This is a genomic window from Bacillus sp. LK2, assembly GCF_001043575.1.
Taxonomy (GTDB): Bacteria; Bacillota; Bacilli; order Bacillales; family Bacillaceae_G; genus Bacillus_A; species Bacillus_A paramycoides.
Map to the genome: position 1 here is coordinate 51339 of NZ_LDUK01000025.1, position 23461 is coordinate 74799.

A 23461-nucleotide genomic window follows, 5' to 3' on the forward strand; every position below is an offset into this window, starting at 1 on the left:
TTAAATGAGAAAAATTTCTGCAATCCTTACATTTGCTTAATGCTAGTCCTGTATATAGCAGAGCAAAATTCCCTGCACATATAGCCATTACAGCACCTATAAAATGATATTTTAATCCCCAATAATCATAACCTGGAAAAATTGCAACCATTTATAAAAATGAGCCCATAGTAAAAACAACCTAAAAATAGACATATGAACAAGGTGCATCATCTAGTGATAGGTCATATTTTGTTGGTGTGCGTATTGAACTTAGTTTATAGCGCTATTTCTACTTAGATTTAACGAACAGAAATATAGGAAAACATCGATGGGGTTTTAGTTTATAAACGGGGGGCATGAAAATGAATAATTTTCAACAAGAACTACAATCGTTAAGCCTTAATGATTATCAGTCTGGAAATGTTGTGTATTGGGACCAGCAAAACCAATATCCATATTACTATATTGAAGATGATGCTCGTCGCTGTGGCGGTGGTGGATTCCGTTGTGGCGGTGGTGGATTCCGTTGTGGCGGTGGATTTCGTTGTGGTGGATTCCGTTGTTTTGGTTGCTTCGGTTGTTTTGGTTTTGGTTGTGGTGGTTGCGGTGGTTGCGGTGGTTGCTCTAATTGTTTTGATGGTTTTGATAGTTTTAATGGTACTACAATGTTTTAATTCTTTATATGTGAAAAAAAGCATCCACGTCAGTAGATGCTAAAATAAGTGATAAGGAGTTTCCGATGAGTATTGAAATAGGATACAAGCGAGTGAACTTGTCCTACGCTTCAATATATGCTTGTCCTTATCCATAATGTGCAATAAAAAAAGCACCCTCGCAAAGGCGCCTGTAGAGTTAGAGAGCCTTATTTTTTCTCATACTCAATATAAATAATGTAAATAAGCGCATTCTCTTAACAAGAAAGTGCGCTTATTTATAATACAGAACGTGCTGCTTTATTCTTATAATCATTTATTTTGAATCTACTTTTTATATTTTTTTGCACCAAAACCTTTATTTTCGTCTATTCCTTTTCTGGCCAAATTTTCGTGTTTGGTTCTAATAACCACTTGTGTTCTTCCTCCATGATACGATCATTCCATGGATTATTCTCAAGATGTCGAATCATCCAACAAAAATACATTGCATATCCAGGCGCCGTTGCTTGTGGGTGATCTAGCTCACCTGGAATCGTAATAAAACTATTATGTACGACGCGATAAGCATCCTCACCAACCATTGCACACCCAAATCCCTGCTCCTTGTTAAAGCGATAATAATATACCTCTGGTTGGTCATGGTGATGTGGCGGATAACTGGACCATCGTCCTGGATAAGAAATAACTTCTCCAACTACCATATTAGAATATGCTGCATTATTATAGTCAAAAATTGTGCGAATAACACGCTGCGCTGTTCCCTCCCATACTCCTTCTCCAGCTACAACACTTTGACACTCATCTGGAGTATATAACTTGGACGCGAATTCTTCGTCATTATCCGTTTTTTGAACAAGCACTTCACTGTCTGAAAGAGCAGTAATTGTAACCTTTACATTTTTAGCCACATGTAAACACCAAGGGTTTTCTTCAAAAACAGACTGTCTTTGAATAACTTGTTCAATTCCTTCCCACTCTAAACGGATTGTCCCTTCTAGTAAAAGAATTGCCGTTTCATTATTAATATCTAATAGCAACTCTTCCTTTCCATTAGACATCTTATATATACCTATGTCCATTAACATATCACTGCACTGACCATTCATTTCCGTTAATACATTATATCCTTCTTTTAATTCACCTAATTTTCCTAACACGGATTTCTCCCCCTTTTATCTAATGAGCACTCTATAACCTCCTCCCTATTCAGTTCACTAAACTTCGAGTTTCTTCTATTACTGATGAAGGAAGCCTTTCTCGTTATACTCTGTTTTCACTTCCAAATATTCGCATATGATTTTTTACGTTTTCGTATGCGGCGGAAATTACATCTTGATGATACGTAAAGTAATCTGAATAAGGAGCGTTTCCAACAGCGGTGTTAACCGCAGTGATTACATTATGAAACGTTGCTGTTGCTACATTAATTTTGCGAACACCATGTAGAATACATTGCTTGAAATCCTCTGGACTAATGCCAGAACCACCATGTAATACCAATGGAATATGAACTACCTCATTAATTTCTCTTAAGCGGTCTAACCGTAAATTAGGATTTCCATTATACATACCGTGTGCATTTCCAATTGCAACAGCCAATGCATCTACATTTGTTTCTTCTGCAAATCGTTTTGCTTCTTGAGTACTTGTCAGCAGCATCTCAATATCTTCTGATCCGTCCTCACTACCACCTACTCTGCCAATCTCTGCCTCTACCGTCGCTCCGTACTTTTTCGCCAGCTCTACAACTTCTTTTGTCTTTTGGATATTCTCTTCTAATGGATAGTGAGAGCCATCAAACATAACTGAACTAAAACCAATCTCTAACGTCTCTTTAATCCTTTCAATTGTCATACCATGATCAAAGTGAACAGCTACAGGGACAGTTGCTTCTTTCGCCGCAGCTACCATTAAAGGACCAATCATATGAATTGGCGAATGATTCAAACGAACTTCTGCAATTTGTAGAATAAGTGGAGAACGCAACTCTTCAGCCGCCTTAATAGCCCCCATCACCATTTCCATATTGGCAACACTGAAAGCTCCGACCCCATAATTCTCTTGATAAGCTTTTTTTAAAATATCCTTCATTTGCACTAATGGCATTACATCACCTTTTTCAATATTATTTATTAAATGTAAAATCAAAAGTCTTTTCTTTCTATTCCTTATGTAAGGGGGCAAGTTGATTGTCGAATAATTAACTCAGGGGTAAGAAGCAAATGTTCCTTACAAAGTTTTGGATGTTTCATCTCTTCAACGAGCAACTCTACTACCTTTGTACCCATTTGCTTCATTGGCTGGGCAATGGTCGTTAACATAGGGGTTGTTGTAGTAGAAAGTACAGTATTATCAAAGCCAATAATTGATAAATCTTCAGGGACATTTAAACCAACTCTTTTAGCAGCTTTCATGACTCCAATCGCTAATAAATCATTACATGCAAAAATCGCGGTTGGCCTTTCTTGTAGTCTTAAGAGTTGTTGAGCGCTCTCAAATCCTTTTTGAATTGTCGCTTCCGTTTTCACTATATAATCGCTGGGTACAATGATTCCTTCTTCTTGCATAACATCTTTAAAAGCACGCAAGCGAAGCTGATTACTTTTGGCATCCTCTGTAATAATAGCGATTTTCCTATGATGTAAAGATAGTAAATAAGAAGTAGCTAAATAAGCTCCTTTATAATCATCTACAGTTACAGTGTTGACGGGTAAATTAAAAATTTCTGAAGCGATTAAACTAACAGGCACATCCTGCTTTACCATATTCTCTAGTAAGCTAGCATTTCGGAAAGCCGAAGCGATAATAAGACCATCGATTCTTTGACGAGTTAATAAGGATAAATACTTCTTTTCTTTCTGTGCATCATTATCCGTATTACATATCATGACATGAAATCCTAGCTCATAGCTTCGGTCCTCAATACTTCTTGCTACTTCAGCAAAAAACGGATTGGAGATGTCAGGGATGAGAAGACCGATCATTTTTGTTTGTTTTCCTGTTAAAGCAGATGCCACAACACTTGGATGGTAATTTAGTTCATCCATTACCTGATGTACTTTTCGCCTTGTACGTTCACTAATATTCCCAGTCTGATTTATTACCTTTGATACAGTTGATATAGATACACCCGCTTCTTCAGCAACACTATAAATTGTTGGTTTCATATAACACCTCACTTTCCTACTATCCCCTATTTTTTTAATAGCCATTGAAACTTGTAATCTCACAATGGGTAATTAAAGACCCGCTTTCTCTTGTATGAATTTTCGGGCTTTTAATGCGTATTCAAAAGGATTCGCTAAAGCTGGGTCTTGCTCTGCTTCTACCACAAACCACCCTTTATAATAAGAGTTTGCAAGAATAGTAAACACTTCATCAAATACAATTACGCCATCTCCTGGAACTGTAAATGCACCCTTCTTCACTGCCTGTAAGAAGCTTAAATTGTTTTCCTTTACAGCATCTACTACTTCCTGGCGAATATCTTTTAAATGTACGTGTTTAATACGAGGTAAATATTTTTTCAAAATATAAAGCGGCTCTTCTCCTGAAAAAACAAGATGACCTGTATCAAAAAGCAGGGATACAAGCTCTGGATCAGTCATATCCATTAACCTTTCAATTTCTGCCGTTGTTTGAACACCCGTACCCATATGATGATGGTATACAATATGTAGCCCCTTTTCCTGAGCTAATTTACCGAGGTGATGTAACCCATCCGCAAGTTTATCCCACTCTTCTTCTGTAAAAACAGGCTTGTTTTTAAACAGCGATACATTCATTAAACCTTGAATACTATGTCCTTGCTCTGATACAACGATGACTTTTGCACCCATATCATGCAAGAAATCCCTATGTTTAATAAATGCTTGTACCGTCTCTTCAAGCGGCTTCGTTGTCAAGAACGCACTAAACCATGCGCTAGCAATCTCCAGGTTTCGTAATTCCAAAGATTTTTTCAATACAACTGTATTTCTCGGATATTTATTACCAACTTCACTCCCATTAAAACCAGCTAGTGCCATCTCACTAATACATTGTTCAAACGTATTTTCTGCTCCTAGCTCCGGCATATCATCATTTGTCCAAGCGATTGGTGCAATTCCAAGCTTAATCGTGTTTTCTTTGAACATCCCCTTGTCTCTCCTCTTTGCAAAATGTTATAGAAATTCGCCAACTTCTCTTTTCTGTCCGTTAAAAAGAGAGCTTTCTAAAAAATATGCATGTAGATAAAAAGCCCTTTTTGTGTCCTAATTTAATAAGATCTTGCCTTTTGCAAGTTACTTACTTTACTCTCGTACGCAGCTTGTACACTTTGACTATTAGATACTTCTGCAACACCTACATGCCACCATGACTCGTATCCATTTGTCATTGTTTTTGGTAATACTTTAATATCAATCAATGTAGAAACCGTTTGTTTTTTCGCATCTTTAAGCGCTTCCTGTAATTGTTCTATCGATGTAACACGATACGTTTTCACACCATATCCAGCCGCGCTAGCTGCAAAATCAATTTTCATAATAGCCCCGTTTAATTTACGAGTTTCCTGGTTTCGGTAGCGAAACTCTGTTCCAAAGCTCCCCATTCCATTGCCCATTTGTAAGTTATTAATGCAGCCAAATCCGGAGTTATCAAACAATAAGACATTAATTTTTTTGTTTTCTTGAAGACTTGTGACGAGCTCAGAATGAAGCATTTGGTAACTGCCATCCCCTACCATTGCATATACTTCCTTCGATGGTTCAGCTAGCTTAGTACCAAGTGCGCCTGCAACCTCATAGCCCATGCAAGAGTATCCATACTCCATGTGATATGTATTTGGTTTTCTCGATGCCCACATTCTTTGTAAATCACCCGGAAGACTTCCTGCCGCACCAACGATGATTGCATCTTCATCAAGTAATGTATTAATTTGTCCAATGACTGCAGTCTGTGTTAATTGTGTACCAAGTGCGTCCACATACTCATTTAAATTCTCATCGAAATGACCTTCGACTTCTGGTGTAAAATCTTTACCTGTAAAGCGAATATTATGTAGACGTGTTAATTCTGTTTCCCAAGCCTCTTTTGCATTAGTGATTTCTACTGTATAACTAGATCGATAATCAATTGCTTGCAGTTCATCTATTAGAGCAAGAAGCGCTTCTTTCGCATCTGCTATAACCTTCATTGCATCGAGCTTGTTCGCATGGAATTCTGAAATGTTGATGTTTAAAAACTCAACCTCTTCATTCTGAAACAATTGCTTAGATGCCGTTGTAAAATCAGTAAATCTCGTCCCGACTCCAATAACAAGATCCGCTTCCTTTGCAATTGTATTAGCTGCTAAATTTCCGGTTACCCCAATGCCGCCAAGGTTATATGGATGGCTGCTTTCAATCGCGCTTTTCCCAGCTTGTGTTTCCCCAAATGGAATGTGGAATGTTTCAGCAAATTGTTTGAGTTCCTCTGCCGCTTCGGCGTATCTTACACCACCACCGCAAATCATAACTGGCTTTTTCTTTCTCTTAATCATTTCAACCGCATCCACTAAGCTGGCTTTTGTGGGTAAACGACGTTCAATACGGTGAACACGCTTTTGGAAGAAGTAACTTGGAAAATCCCACGCTTCTCCTTGGACATCTTGTGGTAAACAAATTGTTACAGCTCCTGTATCTGCTGGATTCGTTAAAACACGCATGGCTTGAATCATAGCTGTCATCAATTGTTCAGGACGATTTATCCGGTCCCAGTACTTACTTACTGCACGAAAAGCATCATTCGTAGAAATAGATAAGTCATGCGTTTGTTCAATTTGTTGAAGAACAGGATCAGGTTGTCTCGTTGCAAATACATCACCTGGAAGTAGTAAAACGGGAATATTATTTGCAGAAGCTGTTGCAGCAGAGGTAATCATATTTGCTGATCCAGGACCAACAGAAGAAGTACATGCCATAATTTGTTTTCTGTGTTTTTGTTTTGCAAAGGCCATCACAGCATTTGCCATCCCTTGCTCATTTCTCCCTTGATATACTTCTAATTCCCCTGCGTCTTCTTCTAAAGCTTGACCTAGTCCTACTACATTTCCATGACCAAAAATAGTAAAGATTCCCTTAATAAACTTTTGTTGCTCTCCATCAAACTCTACGTACTGCTCGTTCAAAAATTTCACCAAGGCTTGCGCCGTGGTCATTCTAACAGTTTGCATATTGTTTGCTCCTTTCTATCTCTATCAGTCATTCTGCATATGAAAAAGGAGTATCAGGAATTTGATAGACTCCTAATACTTCCTTCTTATGTTTTAATACTTCCGTTTCTTTCGCTTACGAACAACTAGAGAGATTCTACTTCTCTCTTAATGATTACTTTTCCCAACGAGATGTAAGCATTTTCTTTCTAGTATAAAACTCAACGCCATCAGTACCGTTCGCATGAAGATCACCATAGAAAGAGTCTTTCCAGCCAGAGAACGGGAAGAATGCCATTGGTGCTGGAACCCCAACATTCACACCTAACATGCCTGATTCAATTGTTTCACGGAATTGACGTACACTTGCCCCGCTATCTGTATAAATGCAAGCTCCATTTGCAAAGCGAGACTCATTCGCAATTTCAATCGCTTCATCCAATGATTTCACACGAACAATTGATAAAACAGGAGCAAAAATTTCATCTTGCCAGATTTTCATTTCTTTTGTAACATGGTCAAAAATTGTTGGCCCAACGAAATAACCAGCTCCTTTTACAGCTGTATCTTCGCGTCCATCACGAACTAACGTAGCACCCTGTTCTACACCTGAATCGATGTAACCAATTGTGCGCTCTTTATGATTATCACGAATAACTGGTCCTAAAAATACATCTTCATCAAGACCATTGCCGATCACAATTTTATTTGCTTCTTCTACTAGTCTTCCAACTAATTGATCTGCAATTTCTTCTTCTACTGTTACAACAGAAGCAGCCATACAACGCTCACCAGCTGAACCAAATGCAGCACTAATAATTTGCTTTGTTGCTAGTTCAAGATTCGCATCATTTAATACAATGGAATGGTTTTTCGCACCCGCTAATGCTTGAACACGTTTTAAGTTTTCTGTTCCTTTTTTGTATACATATTCTGCAACTGGCTGAGAACCTACAAACGAAATAGCCTTCACTAATTTATGTTCCAGAAGACCATTTACTACATCGTGTGCACCATTGACGATATTTAAAACGCCTTTCGGTAAACCAGCTTCTTCAGCTAATTCAGCTAATTTTGCCGCTAGCAGAGGTGTACGCTCTGAAGGTTTTAACACAAATGTATTACCACACGCAATCGCAAGTGGGAACATCCAGCATGGAACCATCATCGGGAAGTTAAAAGGTGTAATCCCGCCTATAACACCAATTGGATAACGATACATACCAGATTCAATACCTGTCGCAATATCAGGAAGCTGTTTTCCCATCATTAATGTCGGAGCACCTGCAGCAAATTCCACACACTCAATACCACGAAGAACTTCACCGTAGGCTTCGTTATAGCTTTTTCCATTTTCAATCGTAATAAGTTTCGCTAACTCTTCCCAGTTATCTACAAGTAATTGTTGATATTTAAATAGAATACGAGCGCGTTTTGGCACAGCGGTTTTAGACCAAGATTTGAACGCTTCATTTGCTGCTAGTACAGCCTGTTCAACATCTTCTTTCGTTGAAAGTGGTACTTGAGCGATTAGTTCTCCTGTTGCAGGATTATATACAGCTTCCATCTTAGTTGAAGAGGATTCTACCCATTCGCCGCCAATGTAGTTTTTTACAATTTGTGCTGTTTGTACTGTCATATTAATTCTCTCCCTTTTATGTAATGTAGAAGCGTCCAATAGGATACGCCCTTACTTGATTACTGGTTTATGAAGTTTCTATACAATTTCCTCAGCCGTTTCCATGAATGCAGAAATCTCTGCCCTTGTTGGCATTGCATCAGAACAGCTATGTTTAGAAATAACGATCGAAGCAGAAGCGCCTCCTAATCGCATCGCTTGAGGAGTCTCAAGCCCTTGCATTAAGCCGTAAATAAACGCAGAAGCATATGAATCACCGGCGCCGAACGTCTTTAATACCTTTGTTTTAAAGATACCACCGCGGTGAGATTGACCGTCTCTCGTATAAGCGATTGAACCATCCCCGCCGTGCTTAATTACGACGATTTTCGCATGATGAGAAAACCATCTTTCAGCCGTAACTTGATCATTAGATTGTTCGTAGTTTAATAGTTTTTCCATCATATCGAATTCTTCACGCGTTCCAATAATGACATCAGACTTTTCAGCAGCTAGATTGTAATACACAGCCGTTTCAGCTTCTGACTGCCATGTATAAGGACGGTAATCAACATCAAAAAATACGACTACATCATGCTTTCGTGCATATTCTAGCGATAAAAATACCGCCTCGCGAGAAGGACTTTTCGCTAAAGCTGTTCCTGAAATTAAGAGTGCTTTTGATTGTTTAATATAGTCCTCAGAAACTTCTGTTGGATCAAGATTTAAATCTGCGACATTGTCACGGTACATTAAAATACTGCAATCTTCAGGGCTTTTAATTTCTGTAAAAGCTAGACCTGTCACTGCACCAGTACGATCGATACATATCTGATCTGTATTAATATTGTTGTCCTTTAGGTACTCTGTAATAAAACGGCCCATTTGATCATCGGACACTTTACCGATAAATCCTGTTTGTAAGCCAAGACGTGCCGCACCAATTGCAATATTGGCAGGAGATCCCCCTACATACTTAGTAAATGTTCTCGTTTCTTCCATAGGGCGTTGTGTTTCATTGGCATTTAAATCAACGCATAAACGTCCAACTGCAATTAGGTCTAATGGGCAATATTCTTTAAAAATAAGTGGATTCATTGTTACTACCTCCCATGTTTTATGAAAGAGTGAATGATATGGTTAATATTTTTATAAACCTAATATTCATGACTCTTTATCTATCTAGAAGTAAGCGCTCTCTTTATTGATTTAATGCAGGTTGTTTATGTTCAATTTGAACAGGTTTTCCTGTTAGTAAAGATTCCTTCGCAGCTTTCGCAATTCGTTCTGCTTGTAACCCATCATTACCACTGCAAATAACAGCTTGTCCTTCTATAATTGACTTTGTAAATTGTGTTACTTCTTCAATGTAAGCCTGCGTATAGCGCTCTAAGAAGAAATAAAGTGGCTTATCTTTTACAACACCTTCTGTTTTTGACACTTGTACAGTTGTCGGGCAGCAATTATCCGCAGTGACCGCTCCCTTTTCACCAAACACTTCAAGACGCTGGTCATATCCATAAACAGCTTGGCGGCTATTATCAATTACACCTAATGCTCCATTTGCAAATTTTAATGTGACAATTGCCGTATCAACATCATTTACTTCCTGAATGGACGGATCAATTAGTGTTGTTCCATAAGCAAATACTTCAACAACTTCACTATTCATTACATATCGAGCCATATCAAAATCATGAATCATCATATCCATAAACAATCCACCTGAGGAGCGAACATATTCAATACTTGGTGGTTGTGGATCTCTAGACGTAATTTTTAAAATATGTGGTTGTCCCACTTCTCCTTGTTGAATAAGATCATAGACTTTCCTGAAGTTAGGATCGAAACGGCGATTAAAACCTACTTGAAGAGATACACCTTGTTCTTTTACTACTTCTAATGCATCTAATGTTTCTTCTACTGAGAAACTAACAGGCTTTTCGCAGAAAATATGTTTTTTCGCAAGTGCCGCTTCTTTAATAATTTGCGCATGTGTATTTGTTGGTGAACAAATAAAGACAGCATCAATTTCTGGATCTGCTAATAAATCCTGATAGTTTGTAGTCAGAGTGGAAATCCCTTTATCTTGAGCCCACTTTTCTAGATGATTAATCACTACATCTGAAACCGCTTTAATTTTCACTTGTGGCATAAGCTGCAAATTATCAACATGCAGTTTCCCAATTCGTCCAGCACCAATAATCCCAATCGTTAAAACATTCATATGATTTCTCCCTCTTTATTAAAATTTAAGAAACGAAATGAAAGTCTATAAGGTTTAGCACATCAAATTTAGTTAAGCGCTTTCCCTATTTTTCTTCATTATACACACTTGACCCTAAATTGAAAACATTTTTATTTTTTTGAATACTTTTCTTTTCATCCGAATTTCAAATTTCCTCAATATGCATACTACATCCATATACCAATTAATAATTAGAAACAAATAATCTAAATAGCTACAAATATACTCATTTAAAATACTGATATAACAAAGAAAATTAAACCTTTATACTACTGACAACCCATCTTTAAGTTATTTCTTTCTATTCATGTTCACGATCATTTTAGTGACCAATAAGTAAATAGATTGCACCCTTATGAAAGAAAGTTGTAAATTGTCAAAAAATTTCATTGACGACCCCATAATGTAAGCGTATACTTTTTTTATCAAAAAGAATTAAGCGCTTAACCAAAAATAATTTATCGGTGGTGGGAGAATGAACGCAATTAGTTCAAACAAAACATTTATGGACAAGATTGGTATTCCTTCTAATTTAACTTGGGGATACATAGGGATTATTGTTTTTATGATCGGGGATGGTTTAGAACAAGGATGGTTATCCCCTTATCTCGTTGAGAAAGGCCTAACGCTAGAACATGCTGCTTTTCTGTTTACCATTTATGGAATTACTGTTTCTGCTTCTTCTTGGTTTTCGGGGGTATTTGTACAAATGTGGGGACCAAGAAAAGTAATGACGTTTGGTTTAGTATCATTCATTTTAGGTTCTATTGGATTCATCGGTATAGGAATTCAACATATGAATTATCCGGTAATAATAATTTGCTACGCTCTACGAGGATTTGGTTATCCCTTATTTGCTTATTCTTTCCTAGTTTGGGTATCTTACAGTACTCCTCAGCAAATGCTCTCAAGGGCAGTTGGTTGGTTCTGGTTCGTATTCCAACTTGGACTTAGTGTTATCGGGGCCTTCTATTCTAGCTATATGGTTCCTAAAATCGGGGAAATCGCTACTTTATGGAGCGCCTTAATTTTTGTTGTCGTCGGGGGATTATTCTCAATTGTTGTAAATAAGGACAAATTTAAAGCACAAACCGTAAGCTCTAACAAATCAAGTGAATTACTAAAAGGCATTACCATCGCATTTGAAAATCCTAAAGTTGGTATAGGTGGTATTGTTAAAATTATAAATTCAGCCGCTCAGTTTGGATTTGTTGTTTTCCTGCCTACTTATATGATGAAATATAATTTTACAATGACTGAATGGCTACAAATTTGGGGCACTCTATTCTTTGTAAATATGGTGTTTAATATTATTTTTGGTATTGTTGGTGACAAATTTGGTTGGGTAAATACGATTAAATGGTTCGGAGGAGTCGGTTGCGGAATTGTAACTCTTGCACTCTATTATGTACCACAAATGGTAGGACATAATTATTGGGCAATATTATTTGTTGCCTGTTGCTACGGAGCAACACTTGCCGGTTATGTACCTCTTACAGCTTTAGTTCCATCTTTATCTCCTGAAAATAAAGGAGCTGCAATGTCTGTCTTAAATTTAGGTTCAGGATTATCAGCATTTGTTGGGCCATTAGTAGTAACTGCTTTCATCGGTCCATTAGGTGTAGGCGGCGTGATGTGGATCTTTGCCGGTTTGTACTTCTTTGGTGCATTTCTAACTCATTTCCTTACCATTCCAAAGGAGAATGAGATTAAGCAGGATTTAAATACGAAAAGCGGCGAGCAATTCTCAGTATAAACTCTAAATAAAAAGAAGGTCATCATAACTGCACATGGTTACGATGACCTTCTTTTCGTTACATTCAAGTAGGCTATTAAAAAAGCTTTCATGTAATATCCTTTACTGAGGATCGCTCTACTAATTGAGGAATAATTGTAATTTTTTGCTTAGCATGCGCCTTCATTTCCATCGTTTTTAAGAGTTGTTCAAACGTACAGGCTGCCATTTGTGTAATTGGCTGTTCAATCGTCGTTAACCCTGGATCTGCTATCTCAGCATAGATGGTATTATCAAATCCGATAATTGATAAATCTTCCGGAATCGAAAGTCCTTGTTTTCTTGCTTCATTCATAAGGCATATCGCAATTAAATCTGTACAAGCAAAAACCGCTGTAGGCCTATTAGGCAAACTAAGTAATTCTTTACTTGCACGTTTGCTATCTTCCACTGTCGAATAGCAGCTAATAATAGCATCATCATCTAATGAAACCCCTGAATCCGTAAGGGCTTGTTTGAAACCATTCAGTCTTCCTAAGCTACTTTTTCTATCTTTCTCCATCATAATCGTTAAAGATGTATGGCCTTTCTGCGTCAGATAATTCCCGGCTAGATAGCCTCCCCTCATATCATCAGTTGTCACCACATGAGTTGTGATGGAAGGATGATCTACGGTGAATAAAACAAGCGGCAAATCTCGGTTCACGATTTTTTTAACTAGTTTATAATCATTTAGCTCTGTTGCAATAATAATGCCATCTACTTGCTTTTTAAATAATAAATCAATGTATTCGTGCTCACGTTTTGTTTGATGGTCTGTACTACATAAAATGAGTGTATACCCGGATTCTCGTGCACTATTCTCAAAAGCTCTTGCTACTTCTGCAAAAAAGGAGTTTGAGATATCTGGAACAAGTACCCCAATCGTATATGTTTTTTTACCTGTTAACGCTGCTGCTACACTACTTGGCTGGTAATCTAATTCATCCATTACTTTATTTACTTTGTTTATTGTTTTTTCACTAATACGCCCTGTTTGATTAATTACCTTAGATACAGTCGCTATTGATACACCTGCTTTTTCCGCAACATCATAAATTGTTGGTTTCACTTTAATTGTCCCTTCTTAATCATCTTTTTCTATATTTTATCATAAATATATTTTGCTTCTTGGTACACAAAAGGAATTCTTTTAAAATTTGTAAGTACTTCTATCTTCAGGCGTAGTTCCCCTCATTTCATAACAACTTGCTCAAAGTGGAGATTTCAACTGATAAATATCATTAAATATTAAAAATAAAGTGATTTTGGATGAAACATCTGATATAACACTTCCAAGTGAAAAACAGTACCTTAACCAGCAATATAAAAGGAGCATGTAACATGTCCATAACCTGATGGCACATTATCAAAGTCATTGATATACTATAATTAACAATTGTTGTTCGTTATATTGGAGGAGTTGATTGATTTGAGTAATATATATAATAGTAAGGAGAAAGTACATAAAAGAGCATTAGAAGCGATTGGAAAGACACTTGGAGAAATTGATATAAAGAACACTAAGAATGTGAAAAATAAATCTTATCCAGGCAATGTAATAGAGCAAATTTGGTTTGACCATCCTGCAGACAATTATGCCGAACCAGATTTTCCAGAAGCTGGTGTAGAATTAAAAGTTACCCCCATAGATAAACAAACAAGAAATGTTAAAGGGAGGAAAATCAAAAAATTGATTGCTGGGGAGAGACTTGTTTTAAATACAATAAATTACCAAAATGAATATGGTAAATCATTTGAACAAAGCTCGTTTTGGCATAAGAATAAGCTAATTGAATTAATTCAATATTATAGACGTGATGTCTCGCATAAGAAAAAAATTTCTAGCGGAGAATTAATTGAAGATAAGACAAAATTTAAAGTATTATATGCGAATCTACTTTCAATGTCAGAGTTAAAAGATTTTGGCTTGCCTAAAGATACTATAATAGAAATATCTGAGAAAGATTTAGAAATCATCAAGCAAGACTGGAAAAAAATATCTGAATATATAAACTCTGGTAAAGCTGAACAATTATCAGAAGGGCTTACAAATTATCTAGCAGCATGTACAAAGTCAGCAACTGGTGATGATTTTACAAAACAAATGCTTACAGATGTTCCTGCAAAACCTAGAGCCTATTCATTTAAATCAAAATTCATTAATGAACTCATAAATAATCATATTATTGGACAAGACCATACCGAAGCAATTAATAGTATTGTGAAAGATGTTAGTGAGCTAAAAAAGAAAACTCTTGAGGAAATTATTGTCTCCCGTTTTACTCCCTATTACGGTATGAAACAAAGTGAATTGATTCAAAAACTTGGTATCGAAGTAGGTAAAAGTCAGTCACAAAAAAATATTAATAACATAATAATCCGTGGAATTCTTGATTTGCCAACCACTACAGATGAAGTCACATCAGAAGAAATTGAAAAAGCAGAAATTAGTTTAAAAACGGTTACTTTAAGAATGGGACAACCAAAGGAACATTTTAAATTTATGGGAATTCCTTCATTTCTTGAACTAGTTAACGAATCTTGGGAGGAATCAAGAGTTTATGATTTCTTAGAAAGAAAAAAATTTCTACTACTAATCTTTAATGATTTTAATAAACAGAAAAAAGATAGTAATTCGTACGAAACAAACCCTGAGAAAATCATTTTTGTAGGAGCTAAATTTTGGAATATGCCCATTCCTGATATAGATGGATCAGTAAAAAGAGTTTGGAAAACAGAAGTAGAAAAACTAAAAAACGGTGTTGAATTAACTTTTACCAAAAATAAAAATAATGAAATCAGAATAAATAATAATTTCATTAAACCATCTCTTGAAGATATTTTACATCTTCGTCCTGATGCCAAAGTTGCTCAATACAGATTAAAATACTATAGAAACGATGTAGTCAAAGGGATTCCTAAAAAGAAATTAATGAATAATTCTAGGGAATTACCTCACCCAGCGACATGGATAAATCGACCCGAGAGTGAAAAAGAAAATTTTACAGATGAATATATGACAAAACAAGCTTGGTGGTTAAGTAAAGAATATATTTATGAACAAATTAAAGATTTGTTGTAGAATAATGCTTTAATCTAATTAAAAAGCTTACCGAAATGGTAAGCTTTTTTTATCTACCTTAAATCTATCGACTTTTATGGTAATTAGTAGTCATACACATTATTATAAAAACATTAAAATAATACTATATCAATTGAAAACCCGGTTTTATTTACTTTTTTTATTTAACTCATCCTTAATATTCCTAACAATATTTATACCCGACATACCACAATCATATGGCTGGCTATAATCTTTATTACCATATTTTAGGCAATCAACTTCATATACCCTATTATAAACTAACTTTTCATGCTATCTTAATTATTTAGGAGGCTCTTCTATTCGGATAACATCTAGTAAACCTTCACAACTACATAACATTTTAACAATCTCCCATTATACTTCTCATCTAATTTACTGGGCAGTAATCACTACCTATTTTAATTTCAGCTTGTCTTTTGAAAGTTAATGGTAATGTTCATATTCTTTCGTATATAATTAACCAACTTTTATTTTTTTAATTCTTAGCACAGGTCAAATAATAAAAGCACCACTAAGGGTGCCTATTCAATCACACTATTTTATTTTTTGTCTTTAAGAAGAGAAAGCGCATTCTCTAACAATTTAGAAAGCTCCGTAATTTTATTAAATGTTTCCGGAGTTGGTTGAGTTGTACTCGTCTGTGATGTTTCAATATTTGCTTTTCCAAAGAACTGCTCTGCCATTTTAGCCAAAATTTCCTGTCTCTTTGTATCCTCTAATTCTACGAGGTATGGGCTTAAAGAAGTCAGCTCTAGTTCCATCTTTCTAAATAATCGTTCTGCATCAAAATGTATCTTAGCTTGACGTGCAGAATAACCAGCAACCGTTGCAAATGTTGCAGCAACAGAAACTCTCCTTGCTACTTCTATCCAAACTGAATCACCTTTTATTGGGTAAGCAAAACTCCAAACTGAAGCTATTACAAGTAGTAACATAGCTACCATAGTTACAGTTCTCCACAATTGACGTGCTTTCCCCTCATGATCCGCTTCTTTTTTATATCCGCCAGCCATACTAGTATTAGAAATAATATTTAGTATCTTAGCTGCTTCATTTTTATAATTCTCCAATGTACCAATATATTGATTACATTCATCATTATATTGTTCTTCTAATTTGTTTACTCTTGACTTTAAGTCATTAGTAAACATCCGAATAATCTCTTCTGAATCTTCTGCTACCCCCCCCAATTTCCCGCTCCACTTTTCTTCCTGTTTCTCATACTCTTTTCTTCGCTCTTCTTCTCCATTAAAAAACTGTTGCCTTCTAGTATCTTCAGCTTGAGAAAATTGTTGCTGAAATTCTGATATTGCAGTATCTAATCGGCTTTTTTGAATTTCTACAGTCGAAGATACTTGACTAAGTCCTTGTTCAATTTCTCTCCCTACAGATTCTATTCTATTGAACTCTTCTTCCGTATGTCTTAAGCGTTGAGAAATTGACCTTCTAAAAGATGTAATTGATTCTCGAATTCCATCTGTATTTGAAGGAAGTTCTTGCATTAACAAATTCGATATAGTAGGTAACAAGCTATCTAGTTGATTATTTACATTATGTAAATAACCAACATTACGATCACTCCTGAAATTATGTAAATACGGAATAACATAATTCACAAGATTACTGTTTGCACTATCCAAGTACCCAATATGAACAATATTTGGATCGCAGTTATTTAATATTCTCTCCATATTAAAACAAACTTGCTTCATCCTATCAAGTTCAATTATTATATCAGCTTGAGTCTCAGTTTCTTCTCTTTCCAGTAACTCATTCACAATCTCCAAAATATTTTTCAGTGTTCTATGTAATTCATGTGTTTCAAATCTATCTACAAACCTTGACACTGTTCTCCCCCCTCTTATCCTCTAAAATACTAATAACTATTATACAACTCACTTTTATAGGTTTCATCAAACTCAACAAATTTCTTTGTTAATATAAATTGAAACTAAATTAGATTTTCAAAATATCACCAATCAATTTAATCTCTTCTCCCTCAATAACTATCCCATCACCATCTTTACAAGCATAAATCTCTCTATTTTTCAACTTAGAATAATCTTTTAATAAATCTAAATATTTTCCACTTTGTTCCTCGCTCCAATGAGGCATAAAATCAAAATCTACAATACCTAGGGAACTTCTATCCTCTAGTCCTATAATATCCTCGTCTAAAAATTGGGCTGTATCAATACTTTTAGTTGTTATTATACTACCAGCACTAACACCAATCAAAACCCCACCATTTTGCAAATATGATTTTAATGAATGCAATAAATTTCTTTTTCTTAAGGAATATAAAAAGCGGAATGTATTTCCACCAGAAAGATGTATTCCATCGTAATTAAATATGTCATTAACCTTTCTTTCATCGTATTCTTTGTCTAAATCAAAATATTTCACATTATTAATTCCTAAATATCTATAGTATTTAACTACATAATTAAAATATTTTCCTGTTACATCTGAAGATGCTCGAAGATATGCTATTGAAGGATTTTCTTTATTTAACAACCTTAAAAGTTCATAATCCAATTTTCTATCTTCTTGTACTTGATCACTGTATAATACTATTTTTCTCATTAAACTCCCCCCTATTTTCTAGTTAATAATTTATCAATTTTGAATTTCTGAAATTTATTTTTGACCTTTCTCACAAAAAATAATACCAATTTAATATATAACTTTTTTAGTATCTCTTAAGGTACATTTCCTTCAAGCGGTATTCCATATCTGGACTCGATAATTCTTTTTTTTATCATATTCTTTTAAAATGAATTTTAAATAGTCTATTAACTAAAGAGATAGACTATTTAACGGATTTGATTTATTTTTTATGTGTCAAGCCTGAATGTTTAATCAGGTTCTGGTGCAAAAATAAAACAAAAGAGAATAAAGCACATATATTCCTAACGGAATCGTATCTTATGTTGCAAGTCCAAACAATTGATGGATGAATTCTTTTTGATTTTGGACAGACTGGTTCCATAAAGCAATCTGTTCTTTTTTAATCATATGCATGGCTTCTACTCCAGAAAGAATGGATGTAGCTGTGTCAAAAGATTTAAGACCTAGCATAGAACGGATTCGCTTCTTTACAAAGCGATGATCTTGTTCTACTATGTTATTCAAGTACTTTTGTTGTCTAAGTCGCATACCGCTAGGTATGCTTTTTTCTTTTTTTAACTGTTCAATTACTATCGGATAAGCTGGATTCTTATCGACTGTTATCACACGTGGCTTTGAAACATGAAAAGACCGCAAAGCTTTCTTGAAAAAGCGCCTTGCAGCCTTATGATTTCTTGTTTTGCTTAGGCAAAAATCGATTGTGTTTCCGTTCGAATCAACAGCACGATACAGGTACATCCATTGACCTTTTACTTTGATATATGTTTCATCGACTCTCCAAGAGTCATTTATTTGTTTGAGGTAACGTCGGATCCGTTTGTCCAATTCAGGACCATACTGATGAACCCAACGCATAATCGTTGTATGAGAAATGGATAAACCCCGTTCCGCCATCATTTCCACCAAATCACGAAAACTTAGGTTGTAACGTAGGTACCACCTTACCGTTAATAAGATAATATCAGGCTGATAGTGCTTCCATTTGAACCAATTTTTCTTTTCCATACCGATCACACACCTTTTTAGAGTAATAGTATCAGTATGTCCAAATTTTAGAGATTCCTTATAATTACCTTGAAGTTTTTGCACCAGAACCTACTATAATGCAATTCAAACGCTATTTGTTCCAAGGTCATTCCATCAACATATTTCATTTTAAGTATTTGATGATCTAGTCCTGAAAACTTATTAATCAAAATCTTTAAATCATACACTTCATTCATCCTATGTCCTAATACATATTCAATGACTTCAATCCGGTCTTCTACCTTAGCTCCTTCCGATTCAGCAGTTAATCGTACATTTTGCAAATCACCACTAATCCAGCGCTTTAATTCAGCCTTTGATTTGTCTAAGTTATATTCTAAATACGTAATTTCTTCTTCTAATTTCTGATAATCTTTCAACCAATCAAACATATAATAATTCACCTACTTTTCTATATTTGGATTCTGCTTTTATTAATACCTCAAAGGTAAACTAACCCCAAGCCTCAATTGAATTAAACATATAGATGCTTCCTATGATTTATATTTTTTTAATAAAGCATTTAATCTCTCACGCTCTTCATCTATAGTTGATTGAGTATTTTGTTTTGGTTGTTCTCTTGGATTTTCGTCTTCTTTTTGATGCAGCCATTCCGGTACCATTTCATTTCGTTTTGTGTATCCTAAACCAGATTGTTTTTTATTCTTACTAAGATCAAACCGCGCATCTAATACAGCTACGTCATTTAGTGTTTTTACTTTTTTCGTTCCCCAATTTTTGAGAATTCCACGTACATATCTCCATTTTGGTACATTTTCATCAATAGATCTATTTACTGCTTCCAGGATCAATTCACTTCCTAATGCTTCACAAAATTCACCAAGCTCTGTAATAGCTGTTCTACTTAACGAAATACCATTTTTCAGCAAAAAGTCATGACCTATTTTAAAATTTTCATCCATCAATTTTTGTGATAGTGATTTATCTTGATTATCATGATGATGATCCGTATTTTGTATATCAGTGTTTAGTTCTTTAGTACTTTGTATATCAGTATTTAGTAGCTTGCGATTTTCCACCAGTAGATTCCCATCAACAGGATTTCCAGCAGGTGGGTTTTCCACTGGTGGAAAATCATCCACTGGGATTTCGTAAATAATTGTCTCCCATCTTACAATTTTGTTTTTTTCATCTCTAATAGGAAATCTTTTAATATATCCGTACTCTTTTAATTCCTGCATTCCAGCTCTTAAGCTGTTAATACCATCTTTTGCATGTTGAGATAATTCCTCTCTATAAAACACCCAATCATCTGGAAGTGTGAGTATGTACGCTAAAATCCCTTTCGCCTTCCAAGAAAGTCTTTTATCTTTTAAACCAGTATTATTTATGACGGAATAATTATTATCCTTTTTAACCCGAAAAATCCCCATAATATCTACCTCTCCATTATTGCTAAGAACGAATACCTAATTTCGAAGCTCTGTACTCACTACCACTAACTTCTCCCTTATGAAATCTACTTTTCATTCTTTTCAAACCAATACGATGTTAAAAAGAACTTAAAGTTCGATTTATTACTAAAAAAAATATCATCTATACTCATATCAAAAAACTTTGCAATCTTCTTAGCTGTTTCCATTGATGGATTTCTCTCTTTTTGATCAATCATTCGAATATATCGTTCAGTCACTCCACAATAATTCGCAATTTCCTTATATAAATTTTTTTGCGGATCGTACATTTTGTTTCCCATTAATCCACCTCCAAAAGAACAATTAGTTCTAAATACAGATTACAGAACTAATTATTCTGTGTCAATGCAAAAAAGAACAATTTGTGCTAAAATAAACTTCAAAGAGAACAATTAGTTCAATTAGAGAGGTGAACAATGTGATAGGACTTAGAATAAAATCCTTACGAAAAAAAGAAAATTTAACACAAAAACAACTGGCTGAAAAAATTGGAGTATCCCAAAGAATGATAGGTTACTATGAATCAGAAGAAAGATTTCCTCCACATGATGTTCTAAGTAAATTAGCTGATTGCTTTTCAGTTTCAACTGACTATTTACTAGGACGCGCTGTTACGGATCAGCCAAAAGAGCAATTAACGCAAAAAGATGAGAAAGACATAGCAAAAAGAATGGAAGAAATAAAAAAAGACCTTCAAGGCGAAGATGGTTTAATGTTCTCCGGTGAGCCTATGAGTCAAGAAGCCGTAGAATCATTATTAGATGCAATGGAGTACATTGTAAAACAAACGAAAGTAATCAATAAAAAATACGTGCCTAAGAAATATCGTAATCCAGACGATAACTGATGCAAGCTTAGGAGGGAAAAAATTGAAATTCGTCATTAGAGATCTAGTCCAACAACTTTGCACAAAACACAACACGACAAACCCCTATGAGCTTGCAGATTACTTAAAGATACATGTACTAACCTGGGATTTACATGAAGAAATAAATGGATTTTATAAATATGAAAAAAGAAATCGTTTCATTGTTATTAATACTAATCTGTCTCCATCCATGCAGAAAACTGTTTGTGCTCATGAATTAGGACATGCAGTCCTACATACTCATGCAAACACACCTTTTCTGCGTAAGAATACATTCTTTTCAGTTGATAAATTAGAAATAGAAGCAAATACGTTTGCTGCGCTTTTGTTAATTGATAAAAAGACTATTCAGCCTGGTGATACAAAAGCATGTATAGCATACAAAAATAATATTCCAGTTGAACTATTAGAATTTTATAATCCTTATTAAAAAGAAAAAAGAGGTAATATATTTTTATCAAACTACAATCCATTGTACAATAAAACATTTAAACAATCTTATTGAACAGGATCATAGGCATGTAAAGAGACGTTTTGTCAAATCTGCAGGATTTCAAAACCTTCGTCATGCTTCACGTACAATTAAAGGTATTGAGACCATTCATGCCCTATATAAATAAAGGCGAAGTCTTCAAAGAGACTCCGTCTTTTCAACGTACAATGAACTTCAACAATTACTAGCTATTTCCTAAACATTGTTCCCCATTTACCAACCTGTTTATGCTTTTTTCAAACTTTGCAACAGAACCCTTACATTTACGTCCTTTTTATGCATTATAGTATGGTTTATTTAATTTTGCATAAACCAAAAAGTAAGGAGAGAAAGTAATGAATCCCTTTTTACATGGCACAATTTTTGCATAATAAAAGAAAAAATAATTTAAGGGAAGTTTCCTTAAATGTAAAAAATTATGCTTAAAAGGGGGAAATGCAAAATGAAATATCCACTCACACCAGACGTAAAACCAGAATTTTGTACGACAGGTACATTTATGAGGTTACCTTCTAGTAATGATCAAGCAAAAATTGCTATTTTAGGAATGCCATTTGATACAGCAGCGTCATTTCGCGTTGGTGCGCGTTTTGCCCCGCAAGCAATTCGTCAAGCATCTATGACGTTGTTTCCCTATCATCCAATTCACCATGTATACCCGTTTGATGACACAAATGCAATTGATATTGGGGATGTCTCTGTTATCCCGCATAATATTCATCGTAGCTATGATTTAATTGAAGAAGCTGTTTTTGGATTAATGCAGCAAGGAATCATTCCAATAGGACTTGGCGGAGATCATTCTATTACATTAGCAAGTCTCCGTGCAGCAGCTAAAGTTCATGGCCCTGTCGCGATGATTCATTTTGATTCTCACACAGATACGTGGGATACGTATTATGAAGAAAAATATTGGCATGGTTCGCCATTTATACGTGCACATGAGGAAGGATTATTACAGCCAGATAAGGTATTTCAAATTGGAATCCGAGGAACGTTGAATCATCCTGGTGATATAGAAGCTAGTAGTGATTTAGGTTATAACGTCATTACAACAGCAGAATTATGCAATCGTGGTTTTGAAAGCATTCTCCAGCAAATGCGAGAAACAATTGGTGATACGCCATGTTTCTTAACATTTGATATTGATTTTGTAGATCCATCTTGTGCGCCTGGTACAGGTACGCTAGAGGTAGGGGGATTTAATAGTCGAGAGACGCTGGACATAGTGCGAGCATTAAGCGGTTTTAATTATATTGGTTTCGACTTAGTAGAAGTATTACCGCCATATGATCAATCGCAAATCACGTCCCTTTTAGCTGCCACACTTGTGCATGATTTTGCGAGTTTGATTGCGTTGCAGTTGAAAAATGAACAGAATAAGTAAGCAGAAAATTATCTTTTTCATATACATTTTCTATCACTACCATTGATATCCTATGTGATTG

At 35.3% G+C, this 23461-nt stretch carries 21 protein-coding genes and 1 pseudogene; 7 read left to right on the forward strand and 15 right to left on the reverse strand.

Translation table 11 applies throughout. The annotated features are described in order from the left end of the window. The first annotated feature begins 338 nt into the window (after positions 1-338). Positions 339-656 (forward strand): heterocycloanthracin/sonorensin family bacteriocin, encoded by a 318-nt coding sequence (locus tag VK90_RS17560; RefSeq protein ID WP_048374258.1) that lies wholly within the window; start codon positions 339-341, stop codon positions 654-656. Between the two features lie 347 nt (positions 657-1003). Here the strand turns inward: VK90_RS17560 and VK90_RS17565 are convergent, their stop codons facing one another. The 8 genes from VK90_RS17565 to iolG all read right to left on the reverse strand — a co-directional run bounded on the left by VK90_RS17565 (position 1004) and on the right by iolG (position 10655). Beyond that, positions 1004-1795: a 5-deoxy-glucuronate isomerase gene (locus VK90_RS17565; RefSeq protein ID WP_048374259.1), complete on the reverse strand. Its 792-nt coding sequence runs from the start codon at positions 1793-1795 to the stop codon at positions 1004-1006. A gap of 103 nt (positions 1796-1898) precedes the next feature. Beyond that, positions 1899-2744 carry a class II fructose-bisphosphate aldolase gene (locus VK90_RS17570; RefSeq protein ID WP_048374285.1) on the reverse strand — a complete coding sequence of 282 codons (846 nt, stop codon included), beginning with the start codon at positions 2742-2744 and terminating at the stop codon, positions 1899-1901. Between the two features lie 62 nt (positions 2745-2806). Next, on the reverse strand, positions 2807-3805 hold the full coding sequence (locus tag VK90_RS17575) for a LacI family DNA-binding transcriptional regulator (protein ID WP_048374260.1): 999 nt from the start codon (positions 3803-3805) through the stop codon (positions 2807-2809). A gap of 72 nt (positions 3806-3877) precedes the next feature. Beyond that, on the reverse strand, positions 3878-4774 hold the full coding sequence (iolE, locus tag VK90_RS17580) for a myo-inosose-2 dehydratase (protein WP_048374261.1): 897 nt from the start codon (positions 4772-4774) through the stop codon (positions 3878-3880). Between the two features lie 122 nt (positions 4775-4896). Beyond that, positions 4897-6831 carry a 3D-(3,5/4)-trihydroxycyclohexane-1,2-dione acylhydrolase (decyclizing) gene (gene iolD, locus VK90_RS17585; protein ID WP_048374262.1) on the reverse strand — a complete coding sequence of 645 codons (1935 nt, stop codon included), beginning with the start codon at positions 6829-6831 and terminating at the stop codon, positions 4897-4899. 154 nt (positions 6832-6985) lie between these two features. Beyond that, positions 6986-8449, reverse strand: a complete 1464-nt coding sequence (locus tag VK90_RS17590; RefSeq protein ID WP_048374263.1) for a CoA-acylating methylmalonate-semialdehyde dehydrogenase — start codon at positions 8447-8449, stop codon at positions 6986-6988. Positions 8450-8527: 78 nt separating this feature from the next. Next, positions 8528-9526, reverse strand: a complete 999-nt coding sequence (gene iolC / locus VK90_RS17595) for a 5-dehydro-2-deoxygluconokinase (protein WP_048374264.1) — start codon at positions 9524-9526, stop codon at positions 8528-8530. A 103-nt stretch (positions 9527-9629) separates the two neighbouring features. Continuing rightward, a complete protein-coding gene (gene iolG / locus VK90_RS17600; RefSeq protein ID WP_048374265.1) occupies positions 9630-10655 on the reverse strand; it encodes an inositol 2-dehydrogenase in 1026 nt (341 codons plus the stop codon). Between the two features lie 496 nt (positions 10656-11151). Between iolG and VK90_RS17605 the strand changes: the two genes are divergently transcribed. Continuing rightward, positions 11152-12432 (forward strand): MFS transporter, encoded by a 1281-nt coding sequence (locus VK90_RS17605; RefSeq protein WP_048374266.1) that lies wholly within the window; start codon positions 11152-11154, stop codon positions 12430-12432. A gap of 88 nt (positions 12433-12520) precedes the next feature. On the opposite strand, the gene VK90_RS17610 is transcribed toward VK90_RS17605, so the two are convergent. Then, entirely contained in the window at positions 12521-13522 is a 1002-nt protein-coding gene (locus VK90_RS17610) for a LacI family DNA-binding transcriptional regulator (RefSeq protein ID WP_048374267.1), read from the reverse strand. 360 nt (positions 13523-13882) lie between these two features. Between VK90_RS17610 and VK90_RS17615 the strand changes: the two genes are divergently transcribed. After that, entirely contained in the window at positions 13883-15535 is a 1653-nt protein-coding gene (locus tag VK90_RS17615; RefSeq protein ID WP_048374268.1) for a Sau3AI family type II restriction endonuclease, read from the forward strand. A gap of 563 nt (positions 15536-16098) precedes the next feature. On the opposite strand, the gene VK90_RS17620 is transcribed toward VK90_RS17615, so the two are convergent. From VK90_RS17620 to VK90_RS17645, 6 genes are all read right to left on the reverse strand, one after another. Then, complete coding sequence (locus VK90_RS17620; protein ID WP_048374269.1) at positions 16099-17406, reverse strand: hypothetical protein; 1308 nt, start codon at positions 17404-17406, stop codon at positions 16099-16101. Positions 17407-17515: 109 nt separating this feature from the next. After that, positions 17516-18145, reverse strand: coding sequence for a Type 1 glutamine amidotransferase-like domain-containing protein (locus VK90_RS17625; protein ID WP_048374270.1), 630 nt, complete (start codon positions 18143-18145; stop codon positions 17516-17518). A gap of 342 nt (positions 18146-18487) precedes the next feature. After that, positions 18488-19195, reverse strand: coding sequence for an IS6 family transposase (locus VK90_RS17630; protein ID WP_048374286.1), 708 nt, complete (start codon positions 19193-19195; stop codon positions 18488-18490). Between the two features lie 47 nt (positions 19196-19242). Next, positions 19243-19608, reverse strand: a complete 366-nt coding sequence (locus VK90_RS17635) for a hypothetical protein (RefSeq protein ID WP_048374271.1) — start codon at positions 19606-19608, stop codon at positions 19243-19245. A gap of 102 nt (positions 19609-19710) precedes the next feature. Next, complete coding sequence (locus VK90_RS17640) at positions 19711-20610, reverse strand: DnaD domain-containing protein (protein WP_048374272.1); 900 nt, start codon at positions 20608-20610, stop codon at positions 19711-19713. 86 nt (positions 20611-20696) lie between these two features. Beyond that, the gene (locus VK90_RS17645; RefSeq protein WP_048374273.1) at positions 20697-20933 is read right to left on the reverse strand and encodes a helix-turn-helix transcriptional regulator; all 237 of its coding nucleotides are present in this window, start codon (positions 20931-20933) and stop codon (positions 20697-20699) included. Between the two features lie 137 nt (positions 20934-21070). Between VK90_RS17645 and VK90_RS17650 the strand changes: the two genes are divergently transcribed. The 4 genes and pseudogenes from VK90_RS17650 to speB all read left to right on the forward strand — a co-directional run bounded on the left by VK90_RS17650 (position 21071) and on the right by speB (position 23400). Beyond that, a complete protein-coding gene (locus VK90_RS17650; protein ID WP_048374274.1) occupies positions 21071-21499 on the forward strand; it encodes a helix-turn-helix domain-containing protein in 429 nt (142 codons plus the stop codon). 22 nt (positions 21500-21521) lie between these two features. Beyond that, a complete protein-coding gene (locus tag VK90_RS17655; protein WP_048374275.1) occupies positions 21522-21950 on the forward strand; it encodes an ImmA/IrrE family metallo-endopeptidase in 429 nt (142 codons plus the stop codon). A 22-nt stretch (positions 21951-21972) separates the two neighbouring features. Further along, a pseudogene (locus VK90_RS28880) lies at positions 21973-22212 on the forward strand (DDE-type integrase/transposase/recombinase); the annotation flags it as partial. Positions 22213-22455: 243 nt separating this feature from the next. Next, positions 22456-23400 carry an agmatinase gene (speB, locus tag VK90_RS17660; RefSeq protein ID WP_048374276.1) on the forward strand — a complete coding sequence of 315 codons (945 nt, stop codon included), beginning with the start codon at positions 22456-22458 and terminating at the stop codon, positions 23398-23400. Positions 23401-23461 lie beyond the last annotated feature (61 nt).